Below are 23,586 nucleotides of genomic sequence, written 5' to 3'. Positions count from 1 at the left end.
ACTTTTAACGAACTTCTGAAGAAGCACAATCTTGATAGAAAGAGTTTTCTGTAGAGTTTTTCCTTATTTCTTTATCGCCCTCTATCTTTTTACTTCTTACCTTCCATGAGTTTATTCAGTGTATTTTTAATATACCTGCCCTATGCACCAAAATGGTGCCCAAGGTATAGGCTGAGGATTTTGTCGGTGCATTGAATTTTCTGTTTAGTGGTGTTTTATCGTCGTGAAACAGTTGGATTACCTTGCAGATGCATGAAAAATAAAGAATTTTGCTAATTGGCATGACCTGTGCAAAACCCTAGTCATGTTGGCGAGTAAGCATGCACAAATAAGATAAGTGTGCGATGCACTGATTAAAAGCCGCTGAATTTAGGGAAATAATTCTAACTGATAAGCACGATTAAACGTGCCGTAGGGGTAAACCAATGAAGCTGGTCACTGCAATCATTAAGCCGTTCAAGCTAGACGATGTGCGTGAAGCCTTATCCGATATTGGTATTCAAGGTATCACAGTAACTGAAGTTAAAGGTTTTGGCCGCCAAAAGGGCCACACAGAACTTTATCGCGGTGCAGAGTACGTGGTGGATTTTCTGCCTAAAGTGAAACTGGAAGTTGCGGTTTCAGGTGAGCAGGTTGATCAAGTGGTTGAAGCCATCACAAATGCTGCAAATACCGGCAAGATCGGCGATGGCAAGATTTTCATCACCGCTCTGGAAGAGATTGTTCGTATCCGTACCGGCGAGCGCGGCACTGACGCAATTTAAGCCGCAATTTAGCTAAAAAGAATTAAGCCTTCGGAGGGCCTTCCTATGGAAGATTTAGTACAGGTCAAGTACGCAATTGACACCTTCTACTTTCTAATTTGTGGTGCGCTGGTGATGTGGATGGCGGCAGGTTTTGCCATGCTAGAAGCTGGACTGGTACGCGCCAAAAATACGACTGAGATCCTTACCAAGAATATCGCGCTTTATGCGATTGCTTGTACGATGTACCTGATTTGCGGTTACTTCATTATGTACAGCAGCGACGCGGGCGGCATTTTGCCAAACCTTGGCTTCTTAATCGGTGATGAAAACGCGACGGATGCGGTTCTGGCGAGCGGTGGTGATACTTACTACTCGGCGCGTTCAGACTTCTTCTTCCAGGTTGTTTTCGTAGCGACGTCGATGTCTATCGTATCTGGTGCGGTTGCTGAGCGTATGAAGCTATGGGCTTTCTTAGCCTTTGCCGTTGTCATGACAGGTTTTATCTACCCTGTATCTGGTTACTGGACTTGGGGTGGTGGTTTCCTAAGCGAAGCAGGTTTCTCTGACTTTGCAGGTTCTGGCATCGTTCATATGGCCGGTGCTGCTGCGGCGCTAGCGGGTGTTCTATTGCTGGGTGCTCGTAAAGGTAAGTACGGTCCTAATGGTCAAGTTAATGCGATTCCAGGTAGCAATATGCCTCTGGCAACGCTAGGTACTTTTATCCTTTGGATGGGTTGGTTCGGTTTCAACGGTGGTTCAGAACTGAAGCTGTCTGATATTGGTGAAGCGAATGCGGTTGCACAGGTTTTTGTTAATACCAATGCTGCTGCAGCGGGTGGTGCGATTGCTGCGCTGATCCTTGCTCGACTATGGTTCCGCAAAGCGGATCTGACTATGGTGCTTAACGGTGCTCTGGCTGGCCTAGTGGCTATCACTGCTGATCCTCTATCGCCAACTGCTTTTGCTTCAACGCTAATTGGCGCGGCTGGTGGTCTGTTGGTTGTGTTCGCTATCATCACTTTAGACAAGCTGCGTATTGATGATCCTGTTGGTGCGATCTCTGTTCACGGTGTTGTGGGCATCTGGGGTCTACTTGCAGTACCTCTATCAAATGCTGATGCAACCTTCTCTGCACAGCTGCTAGGTATTATCTCAATCTTCGGCTGGGTATTTGTCGCAAGCTTAGTGGTATGGGGTATCTTGAAAGCCGTGATTGGTATTCGAGTGACTGAAGAAGAAGAATACGAAGGTGTTGATATCTCTGAGTGTGGCCTAGAAGCTTACCCAGAATTCACCGGTGGTAAGTAAGCCTTAGCCCAAAAAAAACGTATTCTGATGCAAACCCTAAACTAAAAATAAGAGTTCGATCTTAATAATTATAAAAAGCTAAAGATAAAAATAGTAAGAGGTTCAGCCTCAAAAAAGCTTAAGGGTACCCTCGTGGTGCCCTTTTTTATTGTCAACAATAGCAGTATGCTATTGGCAGTTTAGCGATGAGTCGGAACTTGGCTTGTCCACTTGTTTATGCCAGCTCCGTGGGAGTTGGAGCCGTTTTCACAGGAGCACAACAATGAAATTGGTTACTGCAATTATTAAGCCTTTTAAGCTGGATGATGTACGTGAGTCACTGTCAGAGATTGGCGTTCAGGGCATTACCGTAACAGAAGTTAAAGGTTTTGGTCGTCAGAAGGGGCACACGGAGCTGTATCGTGGCGCTGAGTATGTTGTCGATTTTCTGCCAAAAGTAAAAATTGAAATCGCTGTTGGTGACGATGTGGTTGATCAAGTGATTGAGTCGATTACTAAAGTGGCGAATACCGGTAAGATTGGCGATGGTAAGATTTTTGTTTCACCTCTTGAACAGGTGATCCGTATTCGTACTGGCGAGAGTGGTACTGACGCGGTTTAATTGATGCGTCTAGTCTATATTTAGTATAAAAAAACGGCTTATAGATTCACTCTATAAGCCGTTTTTTTTGGCGCTGTTCTTTGGAATAGTCCGTTAAATAAGTGTTACTGCATGGAAGATTTAGTGCGACATTTTCTTCATACCTACCATGACTTTCTTAACTGGTAGTTCAACGACGGACATTTCCCCGTTACTGAAATAAAGTTTTACGGAGATTTTTTGACCTTCAAACAGGTTTTGTCTTAAGCCGATCAGCATGATGTGGTAGCCGCCTGGTTTAAGGTGAGTCATACCGTTGCCCGCAATCTTAATCTCAGAAACTTGGCGCATTTTCATAACACCTTGGTCCATCGTATGCGTATGTAGTTCTACCGCCTCAGCGACGCCACTTTTGGCGTTGATCAAGCTAATAGGCACCGCTGAGTTATTTTTCAAACGCATAAAAATAGCAGAGTTTGTTTGTCCCGGCGGTACGGCACGGGCATAAGGTTGAACCACATCAACGCTTGTAGCAGCCATCGCTAATGGAGTAATAAGGGCGAAGATGAGTGCGGTAAGCCATTTTTTCATGGGATTTCCTTTTTTGTTCTCAGTAGGTACTGTTAATTGTTAGGTATTGTTTAATTGTTAGGTACGGTTAATCGTTAGATTAGGTTTATTTCTATGCTATTGGATCTATATTCATGACTAGAGTTGACGCTTAAGCGCTGCCAGTAAGGTATCAGACGACGCTGAATGAGGAACAGACTCTAGAACTTCACCCTTACTGTTGGTGATATAAAATACAGAGGTATGATCAATGGTGTAACCCATGGCACTGTTATCAATCTGTGCTTTTTGGTAGAAGGCGCCATATTGACGGGAAAGGGTTAGGATCTTCTCCGGGGTATCGGTTAGGCCAATAATCTGTGGGTGGAAAAATGCGGTGTAGCTTTGCAGGTGCTCAAGGCTGTCTCGCTCAGGGTCAACACTGATCAAGATACCTTGCAGCTTATCTAACTGTTCTGGCGGTAGTTGCTTAAACGCGAAAGCCATGACCGACAGCGATGTTGGGCAGATATCGGGGCATTGGGTATAGCCAAAATAGATCACGTTGAGTTTTTCAGGGTGCTGGCTCAGCGTGAAACTGCCATTGGCGGACTGTAGTGTAAAGTCGCCTCCAAGCTGTAGCGTTTTAGCGGACGTTTCCATTTGGTATTTTTGATACATTTCCATGCCAGCGACAAGCGCAACAACAGGTAGCAGCATGATAAAAGCTTTGAAAAAGTGCTTTTTAAAACGATTGAGCATAATCATGTTCCATGATGTATGAATAGAAGTCTCAGTAAAGGCGCTGAATATAACGCTTACTGAGCATCTTAAAGACATTCAACGAGAAAGAAAAAAGTGGCGATCGATTAACGTTATTTTCTTAAAATGCTAATGGATCATCAAAACTGGCGTACATCGAAATCAAACCAAAGCTGCTCACTGCCTGACATCGTTTCTAGTTCAACGCGTCCGCGCCAGGGCATTATTTTTTCAGTGCACACGCTAATTGTACCGTTAACGCCAATGCCTGCCATGTTAGGCCTAGGGCTTAACGTGTATTGGTGAATGCCCATATACATATTACGACCAGTGAGTGCCAGTGTTGCCGATGACAATCGCATCTGATCCGATGTGATTCTAAATTCAACAGGGTTCAGGGCAATCACGGGCCACGGTGATATCAACAGTTGTACCGATTGACCGCTATTAAGCGTAACGGTGCAGCGCCCTTGAACGATAGTGCAGCCAGGCACTTGGCTCTCATCAACATCCATTAATGCATTAAGATGGCTGGCTAGATAGATCAGCATGACCAACAGGGAGGCTATGGTTAGCGTCCAGAGAATTTTGAGTTGCTTTGCTGCCATGATGCTCAATTTTTGCCCATTTAATTATCGCCAGTCTAACGAAAAACGTTATAAAAACCGTGTGACCAATTGCCGCAGATTTTTTTAACGATATGCGCTGTGTCAAATAATGGATGCTTTAAGTTTGGCGGCCACTTATCTGAGTGTAGGTTTTGGCCGCTTGGTCTTCGCCAAACCCTTATGTAGACTGCGCGAACATCAAAAGCCCGTAAGGGTAGGCGCTTAATTTTACCAGAGGTCGATATGTTGATTCTTGATGCTTTAGTCCCCGTATTTATGGTGATTATGGTGGGTACGCTGTTCCATTTCGTCCGCTTTCCTGGCGGGGATTTTTGGCCTTTGGTTGAGCGTTTCACCTACTTCTTTTTATTCCCTGCCATGTTGGTCAGTAAGATGGCAAACGCTAAGATTGATCAGGTGGCTGTGGATAAGATAGCCCTTGCGATTATTCTGCTCTTGGTTGCGATGACCACATTAGTCGTTGTTCTAAAGCCTTTGCTAACTAAGTCTGGGCCGGCTTTTACGTCTATTTATCAGGGTGGGTTACGGTTTAATACCTACGTTGTATTGGCCGCCGCAGAAGCTCTTTATGGTGAATCAGGTTTAACCACTGCTGCGGTTGCCATGGCGATTATGATTCCACTGATCAATGTTTTCTGTGTCTGTATTTTTGCGGTTTATGTTGGGCAAAGCGGTAGTGGTATCCTTGCGACGTTAAAAGCACTGGTGAAAAACCCGCTAATTGTAGGCTGTGTTGTGGGGATGCTCTTGAATGTTACCGGTATTGGTTTGCCGGGCTGGAGTGCTGCTGCTTTTAGTATCGTTAGTAATGCCGCGTTGCCGTTGGGGTTGTTGGCCGTGGGGTTTGCTTTAAACCTAAGTGCCATAAAAGAAGCCTCATGGCCGCTAATCTCATCGAGTTTACTGAAGCTTATGGTGATGCCCGTGGTGGCGACTTTGATCGGCTACTATGTTGGGTTAAGCGAGATAGAGATTGGCGTACTGCTGTTATTTGCCGCGATGCCAACCGCCACGTCGTCTTATATCCTAGCCCGACAACTTGGCGGTCATGCACCGCTTATGGCTGCGATCACGACCGCGCAAACGCTATTAGCGATGATAACCTTGCCGATTGTTTTGCAGCTACTGCCAAATACGTTGTTGCGGCTGCTCGGTTAGCTAAATGACAGATCAGCTAATATTCTGGGTAAGCTCATTCTCGCAGGGCTGAGCGTTACTCAGACACGTTATATTATCTAAGGTAGTCCGTGCTATCTCAGACAGAGCTTCTTCGGTAAAGAAGCCCTGGTGACCTGTAACCAGCACATTAGGGAAGCTCTGTAGCCGCTCGAATATATCGTCATCAATAATCTCACCAGAATGGTCATGGAAGAATAGCTGACTTTCTTGCTCGTAAACATCTAACCCTAGCGCCCGTATTTTGCGGCTTTTCAGGCCTTGAATTAAAGCCTGAGTATCGACTAAACCGCCTCGGCTGGTATTAATCAGCATAACGCCTTGCTTCATCTGTGCGAGTGAATCGGTATTAATAAGATGCTGGCTTTCGTCTGTTAGTGGGCAGTGAAGGCTAATAATATCAGCGGCTGAATATAGATGGTTTAAGGTGGCATATTGGCCGCCTAACGCTAAATATTCATCGCTGGGGTAGGGGTCGTAGGCCACAAGGTTGCAGCCAAATCCGCTAAGGATTTTAGCCGTTGCTAAGCCGATCTGGCCTGTGCCGATAAGCCCAATGGTTTTACCGTGCAGATTAAAACCCAGCAAGCCATTCAGTGTGAAATTAGATTCCCGTACGCGGTTGTAGGCGCGATGGGTCTTGCGGTTAAGGGTTAAGATTAGCGCTAAGGTATGCTCTGCCACTGCTTCTGGTGAATAAGCAGGAACGCGTACAACCGGAACCCCCAAGGCTTTAGCCGCAACCAAATCTACGTTATTAAAACCGGCACAGCGAAGCGCAATAAACCGTATACCTAAGTTTTTCAGCTTGGTAAGCACGGGAGGGCTTAAATCATCATTAACAAACACGCAGACCGCATCGAAGCCTTTACATAGATCTGCATTGGTTTCATTCAGCAGTAGATCAAAATAGCTAAGCTGGAAACCGGTCTCTTGGTTTTCCTGCTCTAAAAACTGTTTATCGTAGGGTTGGGCGCTAAAAACAGCGATACGCATGATAGGGCTTCCTTAAGCTAACCAAGATAAAGCGTTATGACGCAGGGCAACGCCGACAATATAAGCAATAACAGCCAAGGCCGCGACAAAGGCTAGAATCCTTGTTCCTTGGGTTTTTCCACGCTTAAGCGCAATGGTGCCCAGTACAATATAAGCGATCAGGCCGAGCAGTTTTGCGGTAAGCCAGCCATCCGTCATCGGGTATTGTCCAATCTGAAACATCAGGCCAATAGCACTAACCAATAAAAGCGTGTCGACAATATGGGGTAAAATCTTCACCCATTTTTTTTGCAGCAAAGCTGATCCAGAGAGCATCCAGACGCCTCGTAAGACAAAAAAACCTAAGCTAATAGCCACGGTAAGTAGGTGAATATGTTTAAAAGCAGCGTACATGATGGTTCCCTTTTAATCTGAATGTTTAATCGAAATGCCTAATCTAAAATAGGTTGGCAGCTGGGGCAAAAGACACTACTGCGATTGTTTTGGCGGATCTCTTGCAACAGGGTGTGGCGTAATAGTGAGTGGCACTGACCGCATTCAGACCCTGCCCGCCCGTAGACGTTCAGTTGTTGGGCAAAATACCCCGGCTTGCCATCGCCCCCAACAAAGTCTTTTAGTGTGGTGCCGCCTTGCTCGATGGAGCGCTCTAAGACAAGGCGAATATTCTCGGTGAGTTTGGATAGTTGAGTCGTGGATAGTTTTCCTGCGGCCTGCTGTGGATGAATACCTGAAAGAAACAAGACTTCATTGGCGTAGATATTACCCACACCTACAACCACTTTGCTGTCCATTATTAGGTTTTTGATGGCGGTTTTACGCTTGGCACAGCGGCGGGCTAAGTAGTCAGGATTAAAATCATCGGAAAGCGGTTCTGGCCCTAAGTGAGCGATTAGCTTGTGTGTTGCTACAGGCTCTTCTGTCCATAGGATAGCACCAAAGCGACGGGGATCGTGATAGCGTAAAATAGGCCCATTTTGCATGATAATATCGACATGATCATGCTTTTTAACCGCTTCGTTCTGTAGCAGGATGCGCAAGCTTCCTGACATGCCTAGATGAATTAGTAGCGTACCCTGATCAAAGCCAAAAAGTAGATATTTACCACGGCGTGAAACGGTGCGAATGGTCTGGCCGCAGAGTTTCTCAGCAAGATTATCAGGAATAGGCCACCGTAATGATGGTTGTCGAACATCAACTTCTTTAACGGCTTGATTGAGACAGTAGGGGCTAACGCCCTTGCGGGTGGTTTCTACTTCCGGTAATTCAGGCATGGTGGGGTCTCAAGGCTTGATGAGGGTTCTGGGATATAGCGTTCTGGGGTATGTTCTAGGGCATAAAAAAGTGACAAAGAATAACCCAGTGACAAACTCGGCTATTATGCAGGCATAAAAAAACCCGGACAAGCCGGGTTTTTTTGAGAAGAAAAAATCTTATTTGATTTTAGCTTCTTTGTACATTACGTGCTGACGGATAACAGGATCGAATTTCTTCATTTCCAGTTTGTCAGGCGTAGTACGCTTGTTTTTGTCTGTAGTATAGAAGTGACCTGTACCAGCAGACGATACCATTCTAATTTTATCACGCATGATTTTACTCCTTTATTCAGTACTTACAGCTTAGCGCCGCGTGCACGAATGTCAGCCAGTACCTTTTCGATACCTAGCTTGTCGATGATACGCATGCCTTTAGCAGATACGCGCAGTTTCACAAAACGTTTTTCGGCTTCAACCCAAAAACGGTGCGTGTGAAGATTAGGAGTAAAACGACGACGCGTTTTGTTTTGTGCGTGAGACACATTATTTCCGGTTACAGGACGCTTCCCGGTAACCTGGCAAACTTTGGACATTTTCTAGCCTCCAGCCGCTAGCTAGGCGTCTTAACTATTCAAGAAACCTGGGGGAATCAGCGAATCAGCCGGAAAAAACGGCGCCCTGCTTCAACCCATCAATTTAAAGGCGCACTGTTATATCAGAAAGCCCACTAGCTGACAAGTTATATGTGATTTTGCGGCTGTTTTTCTCTGTTTTGTACAGATTCTCTCTGTTCTCCACAGAAATACCAACCAGAAGTGCGTCATTATCTACATAAGCCCGCGTTGAGCAAGCGAAACCGTATCTCCATTGCCAATTATAAAATGATCGAGCACACGAACATCAATCAAATCGAGGGCTTTTTTTAGTTTCTGAGTGATAAATTCATCGGATTGGCTAGGCTCTGCAATGCCCGATGGATGGTTGTGAGCAAAGATTACTGCAGCGGCATTATGGGCTAGAGCGCGCTTAACAACTTCTCTAGGGTAAACGCTGGCGCTGTCGATGGTGCCGCGAAACATCGGCTCAAAGGCGAGCACTTGATGTTGGTTATCCATAAAAAGACAGGCGAACACTTCATGGGGCTCATGGCGAAGCTGGGTGATGAGGTAGTGCTCGGCAAGTTCTGGGCTGGTGAGAGCTTCACCGCTTTCGAGGCGAGCCATTAGATGGCGCTTGCTCATTTCTAGCACGGCTTGCAGTTGTACAAATTTGGCGGGGCCAAGTCCTGCATGGCTACAGAAACTTTTTATATCGGACTCCAGTAGCGGGCGAAGGCCGTTGAAGCCAACAAGAAGCTCTCGGGCAAGTTCTACAGCATTTTTACCGGGGATTCCTGTGCGTAGAAAAATAGCCAACAATTCAGCATCACTTAATGCAAAAGCACCCTGTTTAAGCAGTTTTTCCCTTGGGCGTTCATGCTCAGGCCAGTCTTTCAAACTCATAGTCACCTCCTTGCTGACGCGGGTTTGATCTTGAATGGGATATGATTAGTGTTGTCCTAGAGATGAAAAATGGCAAGTCACAGGATTTATTTCAATGAGGCGGTAGCTGACGGCTTATACGTCTCATGCTATCGTGTTGCGCTTTCTATTTTTTACCGTTTTGCCTTTGGGCTGTTTGGGTTATTTAGATTGAGCCGTTTAGGTTATTTAGAGCGAAAGGTGTTAGGCGTATGTCAGATAAACGAGTCATAACGGATGAGCGAATGATGTCAGCTAAGGTGGTTCGTATCCTACTGGGTGTTAGCGGTGGTATTGCGGCCTATAAAACGGCGCAGTTGACCCGTTTGCTGGTTAAATCAGGGGCAGATGTTCGCGTGGTTATGACCGAAGGTGCCCAAGCGTTTATTACACCGCTGACGTTTCAGGCTCTTTCTGGAAATTCGGTACACACCCATCTGTTAGACCCCGAAGCAGAAGCCGGTATGGGGCATATTGAGCTGGCAAAATGGGCGGATTTAATCGTTATTGCGCCAGCCAGTGCGGATATTATGGCGCGATTGGCCGCCGGTATGGCAAATGACCTGCTAACAACGTTGTGTTTGGCAACGGAAGCGAAGGTGTTGCTAGCTCCGGCGATGAATCAGGCGATGTGGCGACACCCAGCGACTCAGCGTAATGCGACTCAGCTGACGGACTATGGCTACCGGCTTTTAGGGCCAGATCAAGGTGAGCAAGCCTGTGGCGATGTGGGCTTGGGACGTATGTTGGAACCGGAAGCGTTGGCTGAATTGATTCAAGAGGCAATGCCTTCTCTTTCTCCTTCAGCCGCTCCCCAACCTCTTGCAGGAAAAGTGGTTACGATTACCGCAGGCCCTACTCGGGAAGCTGTGGACCCTGTGCGCTATATCAGTAACCACAGTTCAGGAAAAATGGGGTTTGCTTTGGCTGAGGCCGCATTGCAAGCAGGTGCCCACGTTAATTTGATTGCCGGGCCTGTTCAAATTGCCGCTCCAAAGGGCGTGAATCTGTTGCCGGTTCAGAGTGCGGAGCAGATGCTGGCGGCGAGCCTTTCGGTGATTGATCAAACGGATATTTTTATTGCAGCGGCTGCTGTTGCTGATTTTCGTCCGGCTAATGCCGCTGATCAGAAAATGAAAAAGCAGGCGGGCCAAAATGAGATGGTTCTGCATTTGGTGCAGAACCCGGATATTGTCGCGACGATAGCACAGCATGAGCAGCGTCCGTTTACGGTGGGGTTTGCCGCAGAAACGCAGGATGTTGAGATCTACGCTGCCGACAAGTTAGTACGAAAAAACCTAGATATGATTATCGCCAATGACGTTTCCCGTACAGATATCGGTTTTAACAGCGATGAGAACGCGGTGACGCTACTTTGGCAGCATGAAGGTATGTTGCAGGCACATAAGCCTGAACAAGCCGCTAAGCAGCAGCTGGCGCAAGATTTGATCGAGCATATCATCGCGCAGTTTTGCCATCTCAAACAAAAGTAAGTACAGGCTTTTTACATAAGTACCTTACACCGGCACTTTACATAAACACTTTACACAAGCAGATGACTATAACTGTCGCTATAATGGCTGCCTTCGTTTGAGGCATGACAGATTCTTTCTTAATTAAAAAGAGCACGACCACTACATGAGCACACTTGACGTTAAAATCCTAAATCCAAAAATTGGTGCTGAGTTACCGTTGCCACACTATGCCACCGAAGGCTCAGCAGGTATGGATTTACGGGCCTGCCTTGATGCGCCTGTAACACTTCAGCCAGGAGAGACTCAATTAATCGGTACAGGTCTTGCTATACACATTGGTGATCCGAATCTTGCCGGTGTTATCTTGCCTCGGTCAGGGTTAGGCCATAAACACGGTATCGTATTAGGTAATCTTGTGGGCTTGATTGACTCTGATTACCAAGGGGAGTTGATGATCTCTTGCTGGAATCGAGGACAAACGGCCTTCACTTTAGAGCCCGGTGAGCGTTTAGCTCAATATGTACTCGTGCCAGTTGTACAGGCCAAGTTGAATATTGTTGAAGACTTTGAAGTAACCGATCGTGGCGCCGGTGGCTTCGGGCATTCTGGTCGCCAGTAAGCCTTCTTGTGACATCCCTTTTTTTAGAGCCAATCCTTTTGCCGACAGAGGTTATACAGGTACTCCCATGAGCAACAAGCCAACCAGTACGAATACCGAACATGCTATTGAAGTGGTTAAAATTCTTAGCGAAGCCCTTCCTTACATTCAGCGTTTTTCAGGCAAAACCATCGTGATCAAGTATGGCGGCAATGCCATGACAGATGAGGCGCTTAAAGCCTCCTTTGCCCGAGATATGGTATTGATGAAAGAAGTGGGGATTAATCCGGTCGTTGTACACGGTGGTGGCCCTCAAATTGGTGATCTGCTGGATAAGCTTAAAATTGAGTCTCGTTTTGTTAACGGTATGCGAGTAACCGACGAAGCAACTATGGATGTGGTTGAGATGGTTCTTGGTGGCTTGGTTAACAAAGAGATCGTTAGCTTGATTAATCAGTCTGGCGGCAGAGCGGTTGGCTTAACAGGTAAAGATGGTGGCTTAATTCAGGCTAAAAAACTGAAAGTAACCCACAAAACCCCAGAAATGACCGTCCCAGAAATTATCGATATCGGCCATGTTGGTGAAGTTGATTCGGTACAGACTGATGTCGTTGATATGCTGGTTCAGCGTGATTTTATTCCTGTGATTGCACCGATTGGTGTTGATAAGGAAGGTCGGTCTTATAATATCAATGCGGACTTAGTCGCGGGTAAAGTGGCGGAAGCTTTGGGGGCTGAAAAGTTGATGTTGCTCACAAATGTAGCCGGATTACAGGATAAAAATGGTGATATCCTTACTGGCTTGAGCACGGATCAGGTCGATGAGCTGATTAAAGATGGCACCATTTATGGTGGCATGTTGCCAAAAATAGGCTGTGCGTTGAGTGCTGTTAAAAATGGCGTGATAAGTTCCCACATTATAGATGGACGAGTACCGCACGCGACCCTACTTGAGATTTTCACGGATGCTGGGGTGGGAACCCTTATTACGAATCAGGATTGATGCCTAACCGCTGGAAACTGGAAAGATCATGACGCAGGATAGTAATCAGAAGCATACAAAAACGTCTCGTCGGGAGCAGATTCTTCAAGCATTGGTTCAAATGTTAGAGAACAATCCCGGGGCCAGAATTACAACCTCTAATCTTGCAAAAGAAGTTGGCTTGTCTGAGGCTGCGTTGTATCGTCATTTTGCCAGCAAAGCGAAGATGTTTGAGGGGTTGATTGAATTTATTGAAGATGCGCTATTCAGTCGAGTAAGTCGTATTCTTCAAGATGAACCCCAAGCCATCTATCGCTGTGAGCACCTGCTTACGCTGGTGCTTGCCTTTGCTGACCGTAACCCTGGTTTGTGTCGGATTCTTACTGGAGAGGCTCTTGTGGGCGAAAATGAGCGGCTTCGTAGTCGTGTTTCGCAGATCTATGAGCGCCTAGAAACTCAGTTGAAGCAGATTCTGCGTGAGGCTGAGATACGGGATCAGATGAAAACATGTATGCCAGTGCCGGTAACGTCTCAATTGCTGCTCTCAATTGTAGAGGGGCGCATCATGCAGTACACCCGCACAAAGCGATCGCCGGTAGAAAACTGGCCGGAACAATGGGCTTTTTTATCGCGTGATTTACTCGTACCTGTCGTCATTGGTATGTAGACCAAGCTAGCGCTTAAACCAAACTAAGAACAAGGTTTTAACCGATGACTTTAGATCACCGCCTGCTGATTGTTGATAACTCTATTTTTTTTAGGGATGTACTCGCGCAGACGCTGGTCGCTCAGCTTAAAGGGCTACAGGTTGATTCGGTTAAAACCTGCCATGAAGCTGAGCAGCTAATGGCTAACAATCATCAAAGTTATATGGCGGTGATTAGTGGTCTGGTACTGGAAGACGCCCTTCCTGGTGCAATGCTGGATATTGCGGCACAGCACGGTATTCCTGCCATTGCACTAACCAGCTCTCTTGATAGCCAAACCCGTCAGAAAGTGATGGACCTGAATGTCATTGATTACTTTTTTAAAGATCAAGACGGTTTGGTTGATGTTATTTCGCTCATTAAACGTTTAATGACAAACGGTAAGCACAAAATTCTAGTGGTGGATGATTCATCAACGTATTGCGTTTACTTAAAAGCCTTGTTAGAGCGCCAGCATTATCAAGTGATATTGGCGACCACAGGGGAGCAGGCGGTTGATATTTTAGGCAGCGGTCATGATATTTCTCTGGTGCTGTTAGATTATGAGTTGCCGGGGATGAGCGGCTACGATGTGATTCGTCGTATCCGCAAACAATACAACTCTACGGAGCTGCCTGTTATTGGGATCTCTGGTCAAATTGACCAACAGATTCCGGCTCAAATTCTAAAGTGCGGCGGTAATGACTTTATGTATAAAGGTTTTACTGTGGAGGAATTTTATAGCCGAATCAACAATATGATGGATTTGTTGCTGAGTGTTCGTGAGCTAAAAGATGCCGCTTATAAAGACTTTTTGACTGGTATGCCTAATCGGCAATATTTTTACCCTACAGCAGATGATTTGATCGCCCAAAGTGACAGCTCAGAGTTACAGCTGGGGCTTGTTATGATGGATATCGACCACTTTAAAAAGATTAACGACAGTCACGGCCACTGTGCTGGCGATGAAGTATTAAAAGCGGTTGCGGATGCGATACGCAAAGAATCAACATCTAAGATGCTTATGGCTCGCTTAGGCGGTGAAGAGTTTTGCTTACTAACTCAAGGGTTTTCTGAAGTGCAGTTGGTGCAGCGTATGGAGCGGTTGCGTGCTCTTATTGAAGCGATAGAAGTTGTGGTTCTTGGGCAAACTCTGAAGGTTACTTTAAGCATGGGGATTCGCATGCGTGATAACGAGAGCCTAGAAGATTTAATGGAGCAAGCCGATAAAGCGTTGTATGTTGCCAAGGAAAGCGGCCGTAATCGTATTGATGTTTTTCAGCCAAAAAATGAAGCGACACCGCTAGATTGATCAATCTAGTGGCATACGCTTCATTCTTTATGTCGTGCTAAAGCACAAGTTAATAGCTAGAGAGCTAGCTGTGTTTTACGGTTTGATCCAGATCTTTAATGCGCTGTGGTGCAAATGCGTAGTACATCACGGGAATAACGATCAGGGTCAATAGCGTTGATACGGTCAACCCGAAAATTAGCGCAATGGCTAGGCCATTAAAGATCGGGTCATCCAAAATAAAGAGCGCCCCTATCATCGCAGCAAGAGCCGTTAGAATAATCGGCTTTGCCCGTACTGCGCCGGATTGAATGACGGCCTCTTCAAACGACATACCTTCATGCAGTTGCTGATTGATAAAGTCCACTAGCAGGATAGAGTTCCGCACGATAATCCCTGCTAAGGCGATCATGCCGATCATGGATGTGGCGGTAAATTGTGAGCCAAGTAGAGCATGGCCGGGCATTACGCCAATCATGGTTAGGGGGATCGGTGTCATAATAATCAGTGGTACACGATAAGAGCGGAACTGGGCGACCACCAGCATATAAATCAAGATCATACCAACACCGTAGGCGATACCCATATCGCGGAAGGTTTCGTAAGTCACTTGCCATTCTCCATCCCATTTTACCGAAGGGACTAGGGGCCACTCTGGTTGCTGAATAAAGAACTGCTCAAGAGGTGTCTCTTTAAACAATGGTGTTTCGCCAAGCTGTCCTATTAGGTCAAACATACCGTACAGAGGGCTGTCTAGATCACCGGCCATATCAGCAGTAACAAAGGTTACGGGCAGTAAGTCTTTATGGTAGATGGTTTTTTCCCATTGGGTTTCTACCAAGTTAACAACCTCTGATAAGGCGACCATCTGCCCACCGGTGCTACGAACCTTTAACGTTAAGAACTGTTCTAAATTGCTCTTATCCGCTTCGCTAAGCTCTAGGCGAATGGGGAGGGCGTATTTCTGATGGGGCTCATGCAGGTAGCTGATATCGTCACCACCTAACGCAGAAGTAATGGCGGTGACTAAACTGGACTGAGGAACGCCTAGAAGTGCTGCTTTTTGACGATCAATTTTTAGCAGGTACTTTTTAGCCGATGCTTCAATCATATCATCAACATCAACAATGCCATCGGTCTGCTCAAGTCTAGCGCGTAGGGCTTTGGCTGTTGCCGTTATGGCAGCCTGATTCGGGCCATAAACTTCAGCCACAATAGGTGCAATAACAGGAGGCCCTGGGGGGACTTCCACTATTTTTACGTTGGCGTTGTAACGCTTACCAATCGACTGTAAGTCATCACGCATACTCAGGGCGATATCGTGGCTCTTGCGGTCTCGTAGGCTTTTATCAACAAAGTTAACCTGAATGTCGCCAGAGTGAGGGTCGGCCCGCAGATAATATTGACGCACTAAACCATTAAAGTTAATGGGGGCTGCGGTGCCTGCGTAGGTTTGGTAATGGATAACCTCGGGTACAGTTTGCAGGTATTGGCCCAGATCTAGCAAAACGCGCTGAGTTTGCTCAACAGGCGTTCCTTCCGGCATATCCACAATAATCTGCACTTCTGATTTATTATCAAAGGGCAGCATTTTTAGCACAACGGCAAAGGTTGCCGGTAAGGCCGCAGCGGCTAAGGTTAAGCCGATAACAACGACGCTTAGCAGAATACGTTTACCGCGACCTTTTTTACCTTGAAGGAAAGGCCCTACCAGCTTACGAAATAGGCGCAGCATTTTTGTATTACTTGCTGAATGCTCAGCACCTGCATTCTGCTGACTATCGGTATTTTGATTTGTGGAATCTTGATGCTCATGTTTTAGTAGTTTAAAGGCTAGCCAAGGCGTTACCACAAAGGCGATAACCAAGGAGATCAGCATACCCATGCTGGCATTTATCGGAATTGGGCTCATATACGGGCCCATTAAGCCGGTCACAAAAGCCATCGGCATCAGTGCTGCGATAACGGTAAAGGTAGCCAAAATCGTTGGGCCACCCACCTCATCCACTGCCAGTGGAATCGCTTCCCGCATCGACTTGCCGCCAATCAAGAGGTGGCGGTGAATGTTCTCCACCACTACGATGGCATCGTCCACCAAAATCCCGATAGAGAAGATCAAGGCAAATAGTGAGACACGGTTTAGCGTAAAGCCATAGGCCCAAGAGGCAAATAAGGTGATCATCAGCGTGATCACAATAGCTAAGCCGACGATTAAAGCCTGACGCCAGCCTAAAGCGGCCAATACCAATAAAACAACCGAGCCGGTGGCGAAGATTAGCTTAGAGATAAGTGTGTTGGATTTGTTGTTGGCGGTTTCGCCGTAGTCACGGGTCACAGTGACATGAACATTGTCGGGAATCGCAATATTTTTCAGCTGTTCCAAGCGGGTGTTTACGCTTTTGGTGATATCAATAGCATTCTGCCCCGGCTGCTTGGCGATAGCCATTGTCACCGCAGGATAAACACCAGCAGGGCTGTTACCCGTAAAGGCAGGCCCCGTTCCCATAAAGACACTTTGTTCCGGTACATCGGCACTTAATGCCACATCGGCTACATCGATTAAATAAACGGGGGCACCGTTATTGAGACCAACAACAAGGTGCTTTACATCTTCCACTGTCGATAAAAAGTCACCGGCTTGAACCGGAATAACGGTGTTATTGGTGACAATGGTGCTTTCTGCCCCTGTTGTGTTGCCTGATTGCAGTGCGTTGCGTAGGTCATCTAGGCTGATATTAAAGCCAGATAAACGAGCGGGATCTAGTGTTACCTGTACGGTTGTATCGGGGCCGCCTAGTGTATAGATATCTCGGGTGCCCTTAACACGCTTCAGTTCTACTTCAAGATTGTGAGCGATTTTTTTCAGCTCATGACTGCCAACCTGATCATTATCTGACCAAAGGGTAAGCGACATAATCGGAACATCATCAATCCCCATGGGCTTAATCAGGGGTTGCCCTGTGCCTAGGTTAGGCGGTAGCCAGTCACTATTAGAAAACACCTGATTGTATAGGCGCACAATGGCTTGCTGGCGGGAGATGCCCACCTCAAACTGAACGGTTAATACCGACATTCCCGCACGGGAAACCGACATCACATGCTCAACACCCTCGATTTCACTTAGCACTTGCTCTGCTGGGGTAGAAACCAGCTGCTCCACTTCAACGGGAGACGCGCCAGAGAACGGAATAAAGACATTGGCAAAAGTAACATCGATTTGAGGCTCTTCCTCCTTCGGTGTAATCAGGATTGCCAGTAGGCCAAGCAACATACCTGCAATGGCTAGCAAGGGCGTGATTTCGGTGTTTTGAAAGGCTCGGGCTATTCGGCCTGAGATACCCAGCTTTGCCGGTTCGGAAGTCTGATTATCATGCATCGTGTTCAGTCCTTGCCGCATTGATCTGTTTCAGTGCTTCATTAGGGTTGATCGCGATGCGATCACCTATCTCAAGGCCTGAAAGTACCTCAATATCACCATTTTTCTCATAGCCCGTGCGTATTTGGCGCAGTCGTGGCTGGTCTTCTTGATCTAAAACATATACCGCCCGTAGCTCACTACGAACAACTAAGGCTGATGCAGGGATCAACAATGCTTGGCCTGTTTTGATGGGCAAAGACACCTTGACCATCATGCCGGGGTATAACCCTGCTTGGCGCTCTGGTAAATGAAGGCGTACTTTAAAATTATGAGTTTGGGCATCGGCATAGGGAAAAATTGTCAGCTTTCTAGCAGGAACAATCTTACCGTCTGGAAGGGCTATTTCTGCCAGTTGATGCTGACGGACAGTGCTCGCGTAGCGCTGTGGCAGATTGATATTAACGCGCATCTGCTCCAGATCGATACCGGCCATTAAAGGTGAGCCGGGGGCGACCACTTCGCCTATTTCAACAAAGCGCTGAATAACAATGCCACCATAAGGAGCGATAACCTTGGTGTAGGACATCTGTTTTTGAGCTTCTTTTAAAGCACTTTGGGCTCGACTATAGGTAGCTTTGGCGCCATCACGCTGGTTCTTTGCTTGGTCGTATTGAGCTTTAGAGGCCAGTTCTTTGCGGTAAATTTCATCAATGCGAGCAAAGCTCTGTTCAGTATCGCGCAGATTGGCCAATGCTGCGCGAACGCTGGCTTGGGATTGTTCAAGGCGAGCCTGTTGTTCTGTATCGCTGATTTCAACAATAACAGAGCCGGGTCTTACCTTGTCATCCACATCATAATAAATGGCTGTAACCGTACCACCGGTTTGTGCGGCGACAGTGCTTTCGCGTACAGCCTCTACAACGCCGTCAAGGCTAATCGATTGGCTAACCGCCTTGGGTTCAAGCGTTACCGACTCTAAAGCATAGGCGGGTAGGGAGATAGCCCCAAGTAAACAGGCTGCTGTTAGCAGCCATGTATCGAGATAATGTTTGGACATGAAACGTTCTCCTGCTAAGCCTTTTTGTTTTTTGGCCTAATTTTAGATTTTCGGAATATTAGCCCAATCTAATTATATAGGCAAATATGAGACATCTTGTAAATACGGCTAAGGCTTAAGTTTGAAAGATAAAAGATCGTTGAAGTTTCTTTTCTCACCCTCCCTGTTTTGGGATACCTGCTAAGCCACTGCGGCTTATAAAATTAATAAATTGCTATGACTTAATAAATTAAATGTCCGCAATGCATTTTTTATATCCAGCCGAAAGATAAAAAGGAAGATAACGTCATGTTTAAATGTAAACAAGAATCCCTAAAGTACACCTTGATGGTGCTTGGCTGCTCGGCCTTGGTTGCTTGTGGTAGCAGTGGTAGTGATGATAGTGACGCTGTTATCAAAGGAACCGCTGCAGAGGGTGCACCTGTTGCAAATTCGGTTGTTAATCTTCGGTGTACCGGTGGTGATTTTAGTACTCTGACTGATGCGGACGGAAATTACTCTGTCAGTCAGACAATGCTGGATGATAATAAAGCGGCACTTCCTTGCGCATTAGAAGTGAGTGGAAGTAGCATGGGGACATTATTCAGCTATAGCGCCAGTAGCGGTGTTGCCAACATTACGCCGCTGACAACGCTAGCGGTAGGCCGCGCCGCAAGTATGAATCCTGCGACATGGTTTGCCGGTGTTGGTAGCGACTACGACTTTACTAGCCTTGATGCGGCTATGGAAAGTGCCGTGAGTGACCTAAAAAATCAGCTATCCAGCAGTGCTAGCGGTGATAACCCTGGTTTTGATATTTTCAGTACGAGCTTTAAAGCCGATGGTAAGAGTCTTTATGATCGATGGTTAGATGCATTCCAGGAATCTTTAGGCGGCACTACGTTTAATAACTTTCTGACACAGTATCAGGAAGGTAATAACCCGTTCACTTCAATTAGTATCACCCTGCCCACTGAGACAGCGGCTGAAACAGATACCAGTACTCCTGAAGAGCCTGATACCAGTGCTCCGGTTACGCCTGATAGCCCCGTTACTCCCATCAATCCAGGCGATGTTATTTCAAGTGGGGATTATACGCTGCACCTGACGGTAAAGGTTATGGGAACAAGCACAGTAACAACGATTGAGAATATGCCAAAACCAGCTAATCAGTCAGAGTTCTGTGCAGGCGACTATGAAAGCTATATGAGTTCAGCCGGTTCGTTACAGATCAATTCCTGTAGCTTCAGTGGCAATAAAGGCACCATTAATGCGACGGTTAATGCGGGCATAAGTTTATCTTACGAAGCTGTTTACGAGTGGAAATAAGTTCGAAAATAAACATCAAGAGTAGAACCCCCCTACGTTGCCGTTAGAGTAAGGCAGGGGCAAGGGCTTAATGTTTGGTTTTAACGTCCAAGCGTTAAGCCCTGTATTTCTGGTACGAGATTTTTAGTATGAGATTTTTAATGGGGGGAGGTATACCGAAGTCACACTTGCAGTATCAATAGGGTTATTATATCTATCGCTGTAAACATGCTGGATATAGCGCTTAAATAACCTGAAACTGGGATCTTGTCACATATGAATGATCAGCATCGCATTGGCGTTGTACTTGAGGCGTTATATCGGTTGTGCCTGTTGTACCGATTGTGCTTGTTGTACCGATTGTGCTTGTTGTACCTGAAGTGGCCAGCAGCATGAGGATTTTGATCATTGAAGACAAAACAGAAAGCTGGACGTGGTTGCAGCAGTTGGTCAAATTGGTTTGGCCTGGCGTTACCTGTGGTTGGGCAGCATCATTAACGGAAGCCCGTGAACTGCTTCGCCAGCAACAATGGCAGTTATTATTGGTCGATATTGGGCTACCCGATGGATCTGGAATTACTCTAATTCAAGAGATCCAGCAAGACTCTCACCCTGTTCCTACCGTTGTTACTACAATCTTTGATGATGATAACAATATATTTCACGCGCTTGCCTCTGGTGCGCAAGGCTATCTGCTGAAAAGTGACCCAGAGCCAGAATTGGTGGGGCAATTACAGCGATTCAAAAACGGCCAGCCTCCTATTTCAGCACCTATTGCTCGGCGTATGCTGCAGTTCTTTCGTGAACCCCGTAAAGATGTTGATTCGTTAAATGATAATGATGATGCGGTACTCTTAACGCCTAGAGAAACGGATATTTTAGAAGGTATCGGTAAAGGGCTGCGCACCCGAGAAGTTGCCCAAGGGCTTGGGTTAAGTGAGCAAACCGTTTCAACCTATGTACGTAATCTTTACGCTAAGCTCAATATTCATACGCGCTCGCAGGCCACGCTAGAAGCGGTACGCCGAGGCTTATTATAAAAACGAGCACTATCATGACTATTTCTATCGTCGCTATAATTTTATATGGGTTGAGAAAAAGACATTGATCATAAAGGGGTCGTGGTTTACGCCAGCTGCTCGTTTCTCGGCCATTCTGGTTGTTGCGGTGCTGACAGTGATTTTAGCGGTAGGGCTAGCCGTTGATGTTCCTCACTGGAACCAAACCTTTGGCGAAGGCGATCTGCTTAGTACGCCAGATGCTCGCTTGCGACTTGAGGCATTAGACCTTACTCCCGAGCCAGGGGAGATTAGCCGCGATGATGAGCTGCAACGGTTTTATCAGCGTCAGCAGCAGCTTTCCGGTCTGCTTGCCGACCCGAACCTAACATTACGGAAAGCTGATAGCCAAGAAAGCCAACACCTACAGATGCTAAGCATCAACTTCACCGAGCTGTCGTTATTGTTCTGGGTGCAGGTGCTCGTTGGGGTTGGAGCGGTGATTATTGCCGGCTGGGTTTGGGCATTACGTCATCGAAGCCAAGCGTCTTGTTGGTTTGTCTTAAGCGGTCTTGCAACCTTGCTGTTCACTGTATCCGCTGCGGTTTATACCACTCGAGACTTAGCGCTGCCTGCTACTTTGTTTCGTTCACTGGTTGGTGTGAATGTATTCGGGGCATCCTTGTTTGGCATCGCCATGATCGCCTTATTTCTATGTTATCCGCTTAAGGTTAAACGCTGGCGTAGGCTTACCCTGATTCAGGCGCTGGTGTTTGCTATTTGGACCGGCTTATCGCTGGTCGGCTACGTACCTGCTTGGGCGGGCGTTAATTTGATCACCCTTGTGGAGATGGTCGTGATCGTCTTTGCTTTGGTGGCGCAGTTTGTGGCGACCCGTAATAATCCAGCTGCTCGGGCAGCGTTATCATGGTTAGGGTTATCTGTGTTGGCTGGCGCTGGGGCTTTTATTCTACTAAATGCCTTGCCGATGGTACTGGGTAGCGACGCAACGATGGATCAAGGCGTGGCCTTTGTTTTCTTTCTGGTGATTTATTTCGGGCTGGCTGCGGGAATCACTCGTTATCGCTTGTTTGATGTGGGTAAATGGGCCTTTACCTTTCTATTTTATTCACTTGGCACTGTCCTGCTTATCCTATTGGATGCCGCTTTGATTCTTTTGATCGGCTTGGATCGGCTTCCTGCGTTAGGGTTATCATTTTTTATCACAGGGCTTTTATATCTCCCAATGCGAGATGGATTGCAGCGTTTCTTCCGTCGAGCACCGGATGTTAAACCTCATGAGCTGCTGGATTTAGCGATGCAGGTTGCCCTAGCTCCAGGTCAGGCTGAACGCCGAGCTAACTGGGAAGCATTAGTCCAACGCCTGTTTGAGCCTTTAGAGCGGATACCTTTGGATCAAAGAATATTGGAGCAAAACGCCGTTATTACAAATGGTGCGCTTATAAACGCTTCTTTTACAAACGTTACTATCGCTGATGATGGCATGACGCTTTTGCTGCCTGAAGTTGCTGGTGCTCCGGCGATGCAGTTGAAGTATCCGGCTTCTGGCAAATCTCTGTTTTCCAGAGAGGCACAACAGTTGGCGCAGCAGTTAGTCACGTTGGTCGAGCGGGCTTTATCCAGTCGCCAAGCCTATGAAAAGGGTGTAAAAGAAGAGCGACTCAGAATCGCCCAAGATTTACATGATGATGTCGGGGCTAGATTACTGAACGGCTTACATGCGGATGAAACGCGCCTTAGGGCTATTATTCTGGAAAGCATGGCGGATATTCGGGGGATTGTCCGTGGCATTGCCGGTGAAACGGTATTGCTGGTCGATACGTTGGCAGATCTACGGGCAGAAAGTATCGTGCGAACGGATGCTGCGGGTATTGATCTGATTTGGCCGATCGAAGGCTATGATACTTCAACCCAGCGTATTGATTACCATCTTCATAAGACGCTAAGGTCCTTGTGCCGTGAAGCGGTCAGTAATGCGATCCGTCATGCGGAGGCAAATCGTTTGGCGGTGGATATCTCTCTGGTGGGCAACGGTATTCAGATAGAGCTTCAAGATAACGGTAAAGGGTATCCCGATAGGGTTCTAAAGGGCGAAGAAGGCTTTGGTCTGAAAGGAATTAGGGCGCGGGTTAAAAATGTTGGTGGCACGGTGCAGATGGAAAATACTCAGGACGGTGCTCGTATTCTGCTTTCTTTAGAGAATAATCCCGCTGTCTTTTTGGAGTGAATAGTGCTCGCTAACACGCTCTAATAAAAAAGGCTGCCGAGGCAGCCTTTTGTTTGCATAACGCTATTTATATAACGTGGAATTTAG

Annotated in this window: 23 protein-coding genes; 12 read left to right on the top strand and 11 right to left on the bottom strand. The window is 46.7% G+C overall.

All coding sequences use genetic code 11. The annotated features are described in order from the left end of the window. The first annotated feature begins 425 nt into the window (after positions 1 to 425). The 3 genes from glnK (G517_RS0102100) to glnK (G517_RS0102090) all read left to right on the top strand — a co-directional run bounded on the left by glnK (G517_RS0102100) (position 426) and on the right by glnK (G517_RS0102090) (position 2,655). Positions 426 to 764, top strand: a complete 339-nt coding sequence (gene glnK / locus G517_RS0102100; RefSeq protein WP_028303021.1) for a P-II family nitrogen regulator — start codon at positions 426 to 428, stop codon at positions 762 to 764. Between the two features lie 45 nt (positions 765 to 809). Continuing rightward, the gene (locus G517_RS0102095; protein WP_028303020.1) at positions 810 to 2,054 is read left to right on the top strand and encodes an ammonium transporter; all 1,245 of its coding nucleotides are present in this window, start codon (positions 810 to 812) and stop codon (positions 2,052 to 2,054) included. A gap of 262 nt (positions 2,055 to 2,316) precedes the next feature. After that, positions 2,317 to 2,655, top strand: coding sequence for a P-II family nitrogen regulator (gene glnK / locus G517_RS0102090; protein ID WP_028303019.1), 339 nt, complete (start codon positions 2,317 to 2,319; stop codon positions 2,653 to 2,655). 120 nt (positions 2,656 to 2,775) lie between these two features. Here glnK (G517_RS0102090) and G517_RS0102085 read toward each other — a convergent pair whose 3' ends face one another. From G517_RS0102085 to G517_RS19890, 3 genes are all read right to left on the bottom strand, one after another. After that, entirely contained in the window at positions 2,776 to 3,225 is a 450-nt protein-coding gene (locus G517_RS0102085; RefSeq protein ID WP_028303018.1) for a copper chaperone PCu(A)C, read from the bottom strand. A gap of 117 nt (positions 3,226 to 3,342) precedes the next feature. Then, positions 3,343 to 3,945 (bottom strand): SCO family protein, encoded by a 603-nt coding sequence (locus tag G517_RS0102080; RefSeq protein ID WP_028303017.1) that lies wholly within the window; start codon positions 3,943 to 3,945, stop codon positions 3,343 to 3,345. Between the two features lie 140 nt (positions 3,946 to 4,085). Then, the gene (locus tag G517_RS19890; protein ID WP_051205874.1) at positions 4,086 to 4,553 is read right to left on the bottom strand and encodes a hypothetical protein; all 468 of its coding nucleotides are present in this window, start codon (positions 4,551 to 4,553) and stop codon (positions 4,086 to 4,088) included. A gap of 243 nt (positions 4,554 to 4,796) precedes the next feature. On the opposite strand from G517_RS19890, the gene G517_RS0102070 reads away from it, so the two are divergent. After that, the gene (locus tag G517_RS0102070; protein ID WP_028303016.1) at positions 4,797 to 5,732 is read left to right on the top strand and encodes an AEC family transporter; all 936 of its coding nucleotides are present in this window, start codon (positions 4,797 to 4,799) and stop codon (positions 5,730 to 5,732) included. 12 nt (positions 5,733 to 5,744) lie between these two features. Here G517_RS0102070 and G517_RS0102065 read toward each other — a convergent pair whose 3' ends face one another. From G517_RS0102065 to radC, 6 genes are all read right to left on the bottom strand, one after another. Beyond that, the gene (locus G517_RS0102065; RefSeq protein WP_028303015.1) at positions 5,745 to 6,746 is read right to left on the bottom strand and encodes a 2-hydroxyacid dehydrogenase; all 1,002 of its coding nucleotides are present in this window, start codon (positions 6,744 to 6,746) and stop codon (positions 5,745 to 5,747) included. 12 nt (positions 6,747 to 6,758) lie between these two features. Beyond that, positions 6,759 to 7,139: a SirB2 family protein gene (locus G517_RS0102060; RefSeq protein ID WP_169447897.1), complete on the bottom strand. Its 381-nt coding sequence runs from the start codon at positions 7,137 to 7,139 to the stop codon at positions 6,759 to 6,761. 38 nt (positions 7,140 to 7,177) lie between these two features. Beyond that, a complete protein-coding gene (gene mutM / locus G517_RS0102055) occupies positions 7,178 to 8,017 on the bottom strand; it encodes a bifunctional DNA-formamidopyrimidine glycosylase/DNA-(apurinic or apyrimidinic site) lyase (protein WP_028303013.1) in 840 nt (279 codons plus the stop codon). A gap of 159 nt (positions 8,018 to 8,176) precedes the next feature. Beyond that, the gene (gene rpmG, locus G517_RS0102050; RefSeq protein WP_028303012.1) at positions 8,177 to 8,332 is read right to left on the bottom strand and encodes a 50S ribosomal protein L33; all 156 of its coding nucleotides are present in this window, start codon (positions 8,330 to 8,332) and stop codon (positions 8,177 to 8,179) included. A 23-nt stretch (positions 8,333 to 8,355) separates the two neighbouring features. After that, positions 8,356 to 8,592: a 50S ribosomal protein L28 gene (rpmB, locus tag G517_RS0102045; protein WP_028303011.1), complete on the bottom strand. Its 237-nt coding sequence runs from the start codon at positions 8,590 to 8,592 to the stop codon at positions 8,356 to 8,358. Positions 8,593 to 8,826: 234 nt separating this feature from the next. Beyond that, positions 8,827 to 9,501, bottom strand: coding sequence for a RadC family protein (gene radC, locus G517_RS0102040; protein WP_028303010.1), 675 nt, complete (start codon positions 9,499 to 9,501; stop codon positions 8,827 to 8,829). A gap of 230 nt (positions 9,502 to 9,731) precedes the next feature. On the opposite strand from radC, the gene coaBC reads away from it, so the two are divergent. The 5 genes from coaBC (at position 9,732) to G517_RS0102015 (ending at position 14,572) form a co-directional block, all read left to right on the top strand. Further along, the gene (coaBC, locus tag G517_RS0102035) at positions 9,732 to 11,012 is read left to right on the top strand and encodes a bifunctional phosphopantothenoylcysteine decarboxylase/phosphopantothenate--cysteine ligase CoaBC (protein WP_245543169.1); all 1,281 of its coding nucleotides are present in this window, start codon (positions 9,732 to 9,734) and stop codon (positions 11,010 to 11,012) included. A 145-nt stretch (positions 11,013 to 11,157) separates the two neighbouring features. Continuing rightward, on the top strand, positions 11,158 to 11,613 hold the full coding sequence (dut, locus tag G517_RS0102030; protein ID WP_028303008.1) for a dUTP diphosphatase: 456 nt from the start codon (positions 11,158 to 11,160) through the stop codon (positions 11,611 to 11,613). Positions 11,614 to 11,680: 67 nt separating this feature from the next. Beyond that, on the top strand, positions 11,681 to 12,595 hold the full coding sequence (argB, locus tag G517_RS0102025) for an acetylglutamate kinase (RefSeq protein WP_051205872.1): 915 nt from the start codon (positions 11,681 to 11,683) through the stop codon (positions 12,593 to 12,595). A 28-nt stretch (positions 12,596 to 12,623) separates the two neighbouring features. Beyond that, positions 12,624 to 13,241 carry a nucleoid occlusion factor SlmA gene (slmA, locus tag G517_RS0102020; protein WP_028303006.1) on the top strand — a complete coding sequence of 206 codons (618 nt, stop codon included), beginning with the start codon at positions 12,624 to 12,626 and terminating at the stop codon, positions 13,239 to 13,241. A gap of 44 nt (positions 13,242 to 13,285) precedes the next feature. Next, positions 13,286 to 14,572 (top strand): GGDEF domain-containing response regulator, encoded by a 1,287-nt coding sequence (locus tag G517_RS0102015; protein ID WP_028303005.1) that lies wholly within the window; start codon positions 13,286 to 13,288, stop codon positions 14,570 to 14,572. A gap of 64 nt (positions 14,573 to 14,636) precedes the next feature. On the opposite strand, the gene G517_RS0102010 is transcribed toward G517_RS0102015, so the two are convergent. Beyond that, complete coding sequence (locus G517_RS0102010) at positions 14,637 to 17,927, bottom strand: efflux RND transporter permease subunit (protein WP_036590096.1); 3,291 nt, start codon at positions 17,925 to 17,927, stop codon at positions 14,637 to 14,639. Continuing rightward, positions 17,920 to 18,966: an efflux RND transporter periplasmic adaptor subunit gene (locus tag G517_RS0102005; RefSeq protein ID WP_028303003.1), complete on the bottom strand. Its 1,047-nt coding sequence runs from the start codon at positions 18,964 to 18,966 to the stop codon at positions 17,920 to 17,922. Before G517_RS0102005 ends, G517_RS0102010 begins: the two co-directional genes overlap by 8 nt. A 288-nt stretch (positions 18,967 to 19,254) precedes the next feature. On the opposite strand from G517_RS0102005, the gene G517_RS19885 reads away from it, so the two are divergent. From G517_RS19885 to G517_RS0101990, 3 genes are all read left to right on the top strand, one after another. Then, positions 19,255 to 20,274, top strand: coding sequence for a hypothetical protein (locus G517_RS19885; protein ID WP_051205870.1), 1,020 nt, complete (start codon positions 19,255 to 19,257; stop codon positions 20,272 to 20,274). Positions 20,275 to 20,579: 305 nt separating this feature from the next. Next, positions 20,580 to 21,293, top strand: coding sequence for a response regulator (locus G517_RS0101995; RefSeq protein ID WP_084632018.1), 714 nt, complete (start codon positions 20,580 to 20,582; stop codon positions 21,291 to 21,293). Positions 21,294 to 21,420: 127 nt separating this feature from the next. Beyond that, entirely contained in the window at positions 21,421 to 23,499 is a 2,079-nt protein-coding gene (locus G517_RS0101990; protein WP_028303001.1) for an ATP-binding protein, read from the top strand. Positions 23,500 to 23,586 lie beyond the last annotated feature (87 nt).

Source organism: Oceanospirillum maris DSM 6286 (assembly GCF_000422865.1).
Classification (GTDB): domain Bacteria; phylum Pseudomonadota; class Gammaproteobacteria; order Pseudomonadales; family Halomonadaceae; genus Oceanospirillum; species Oceanospirillum maris.
This window is presented reverse-complemented; position numbering and strand designations above follow the sequence as displayed.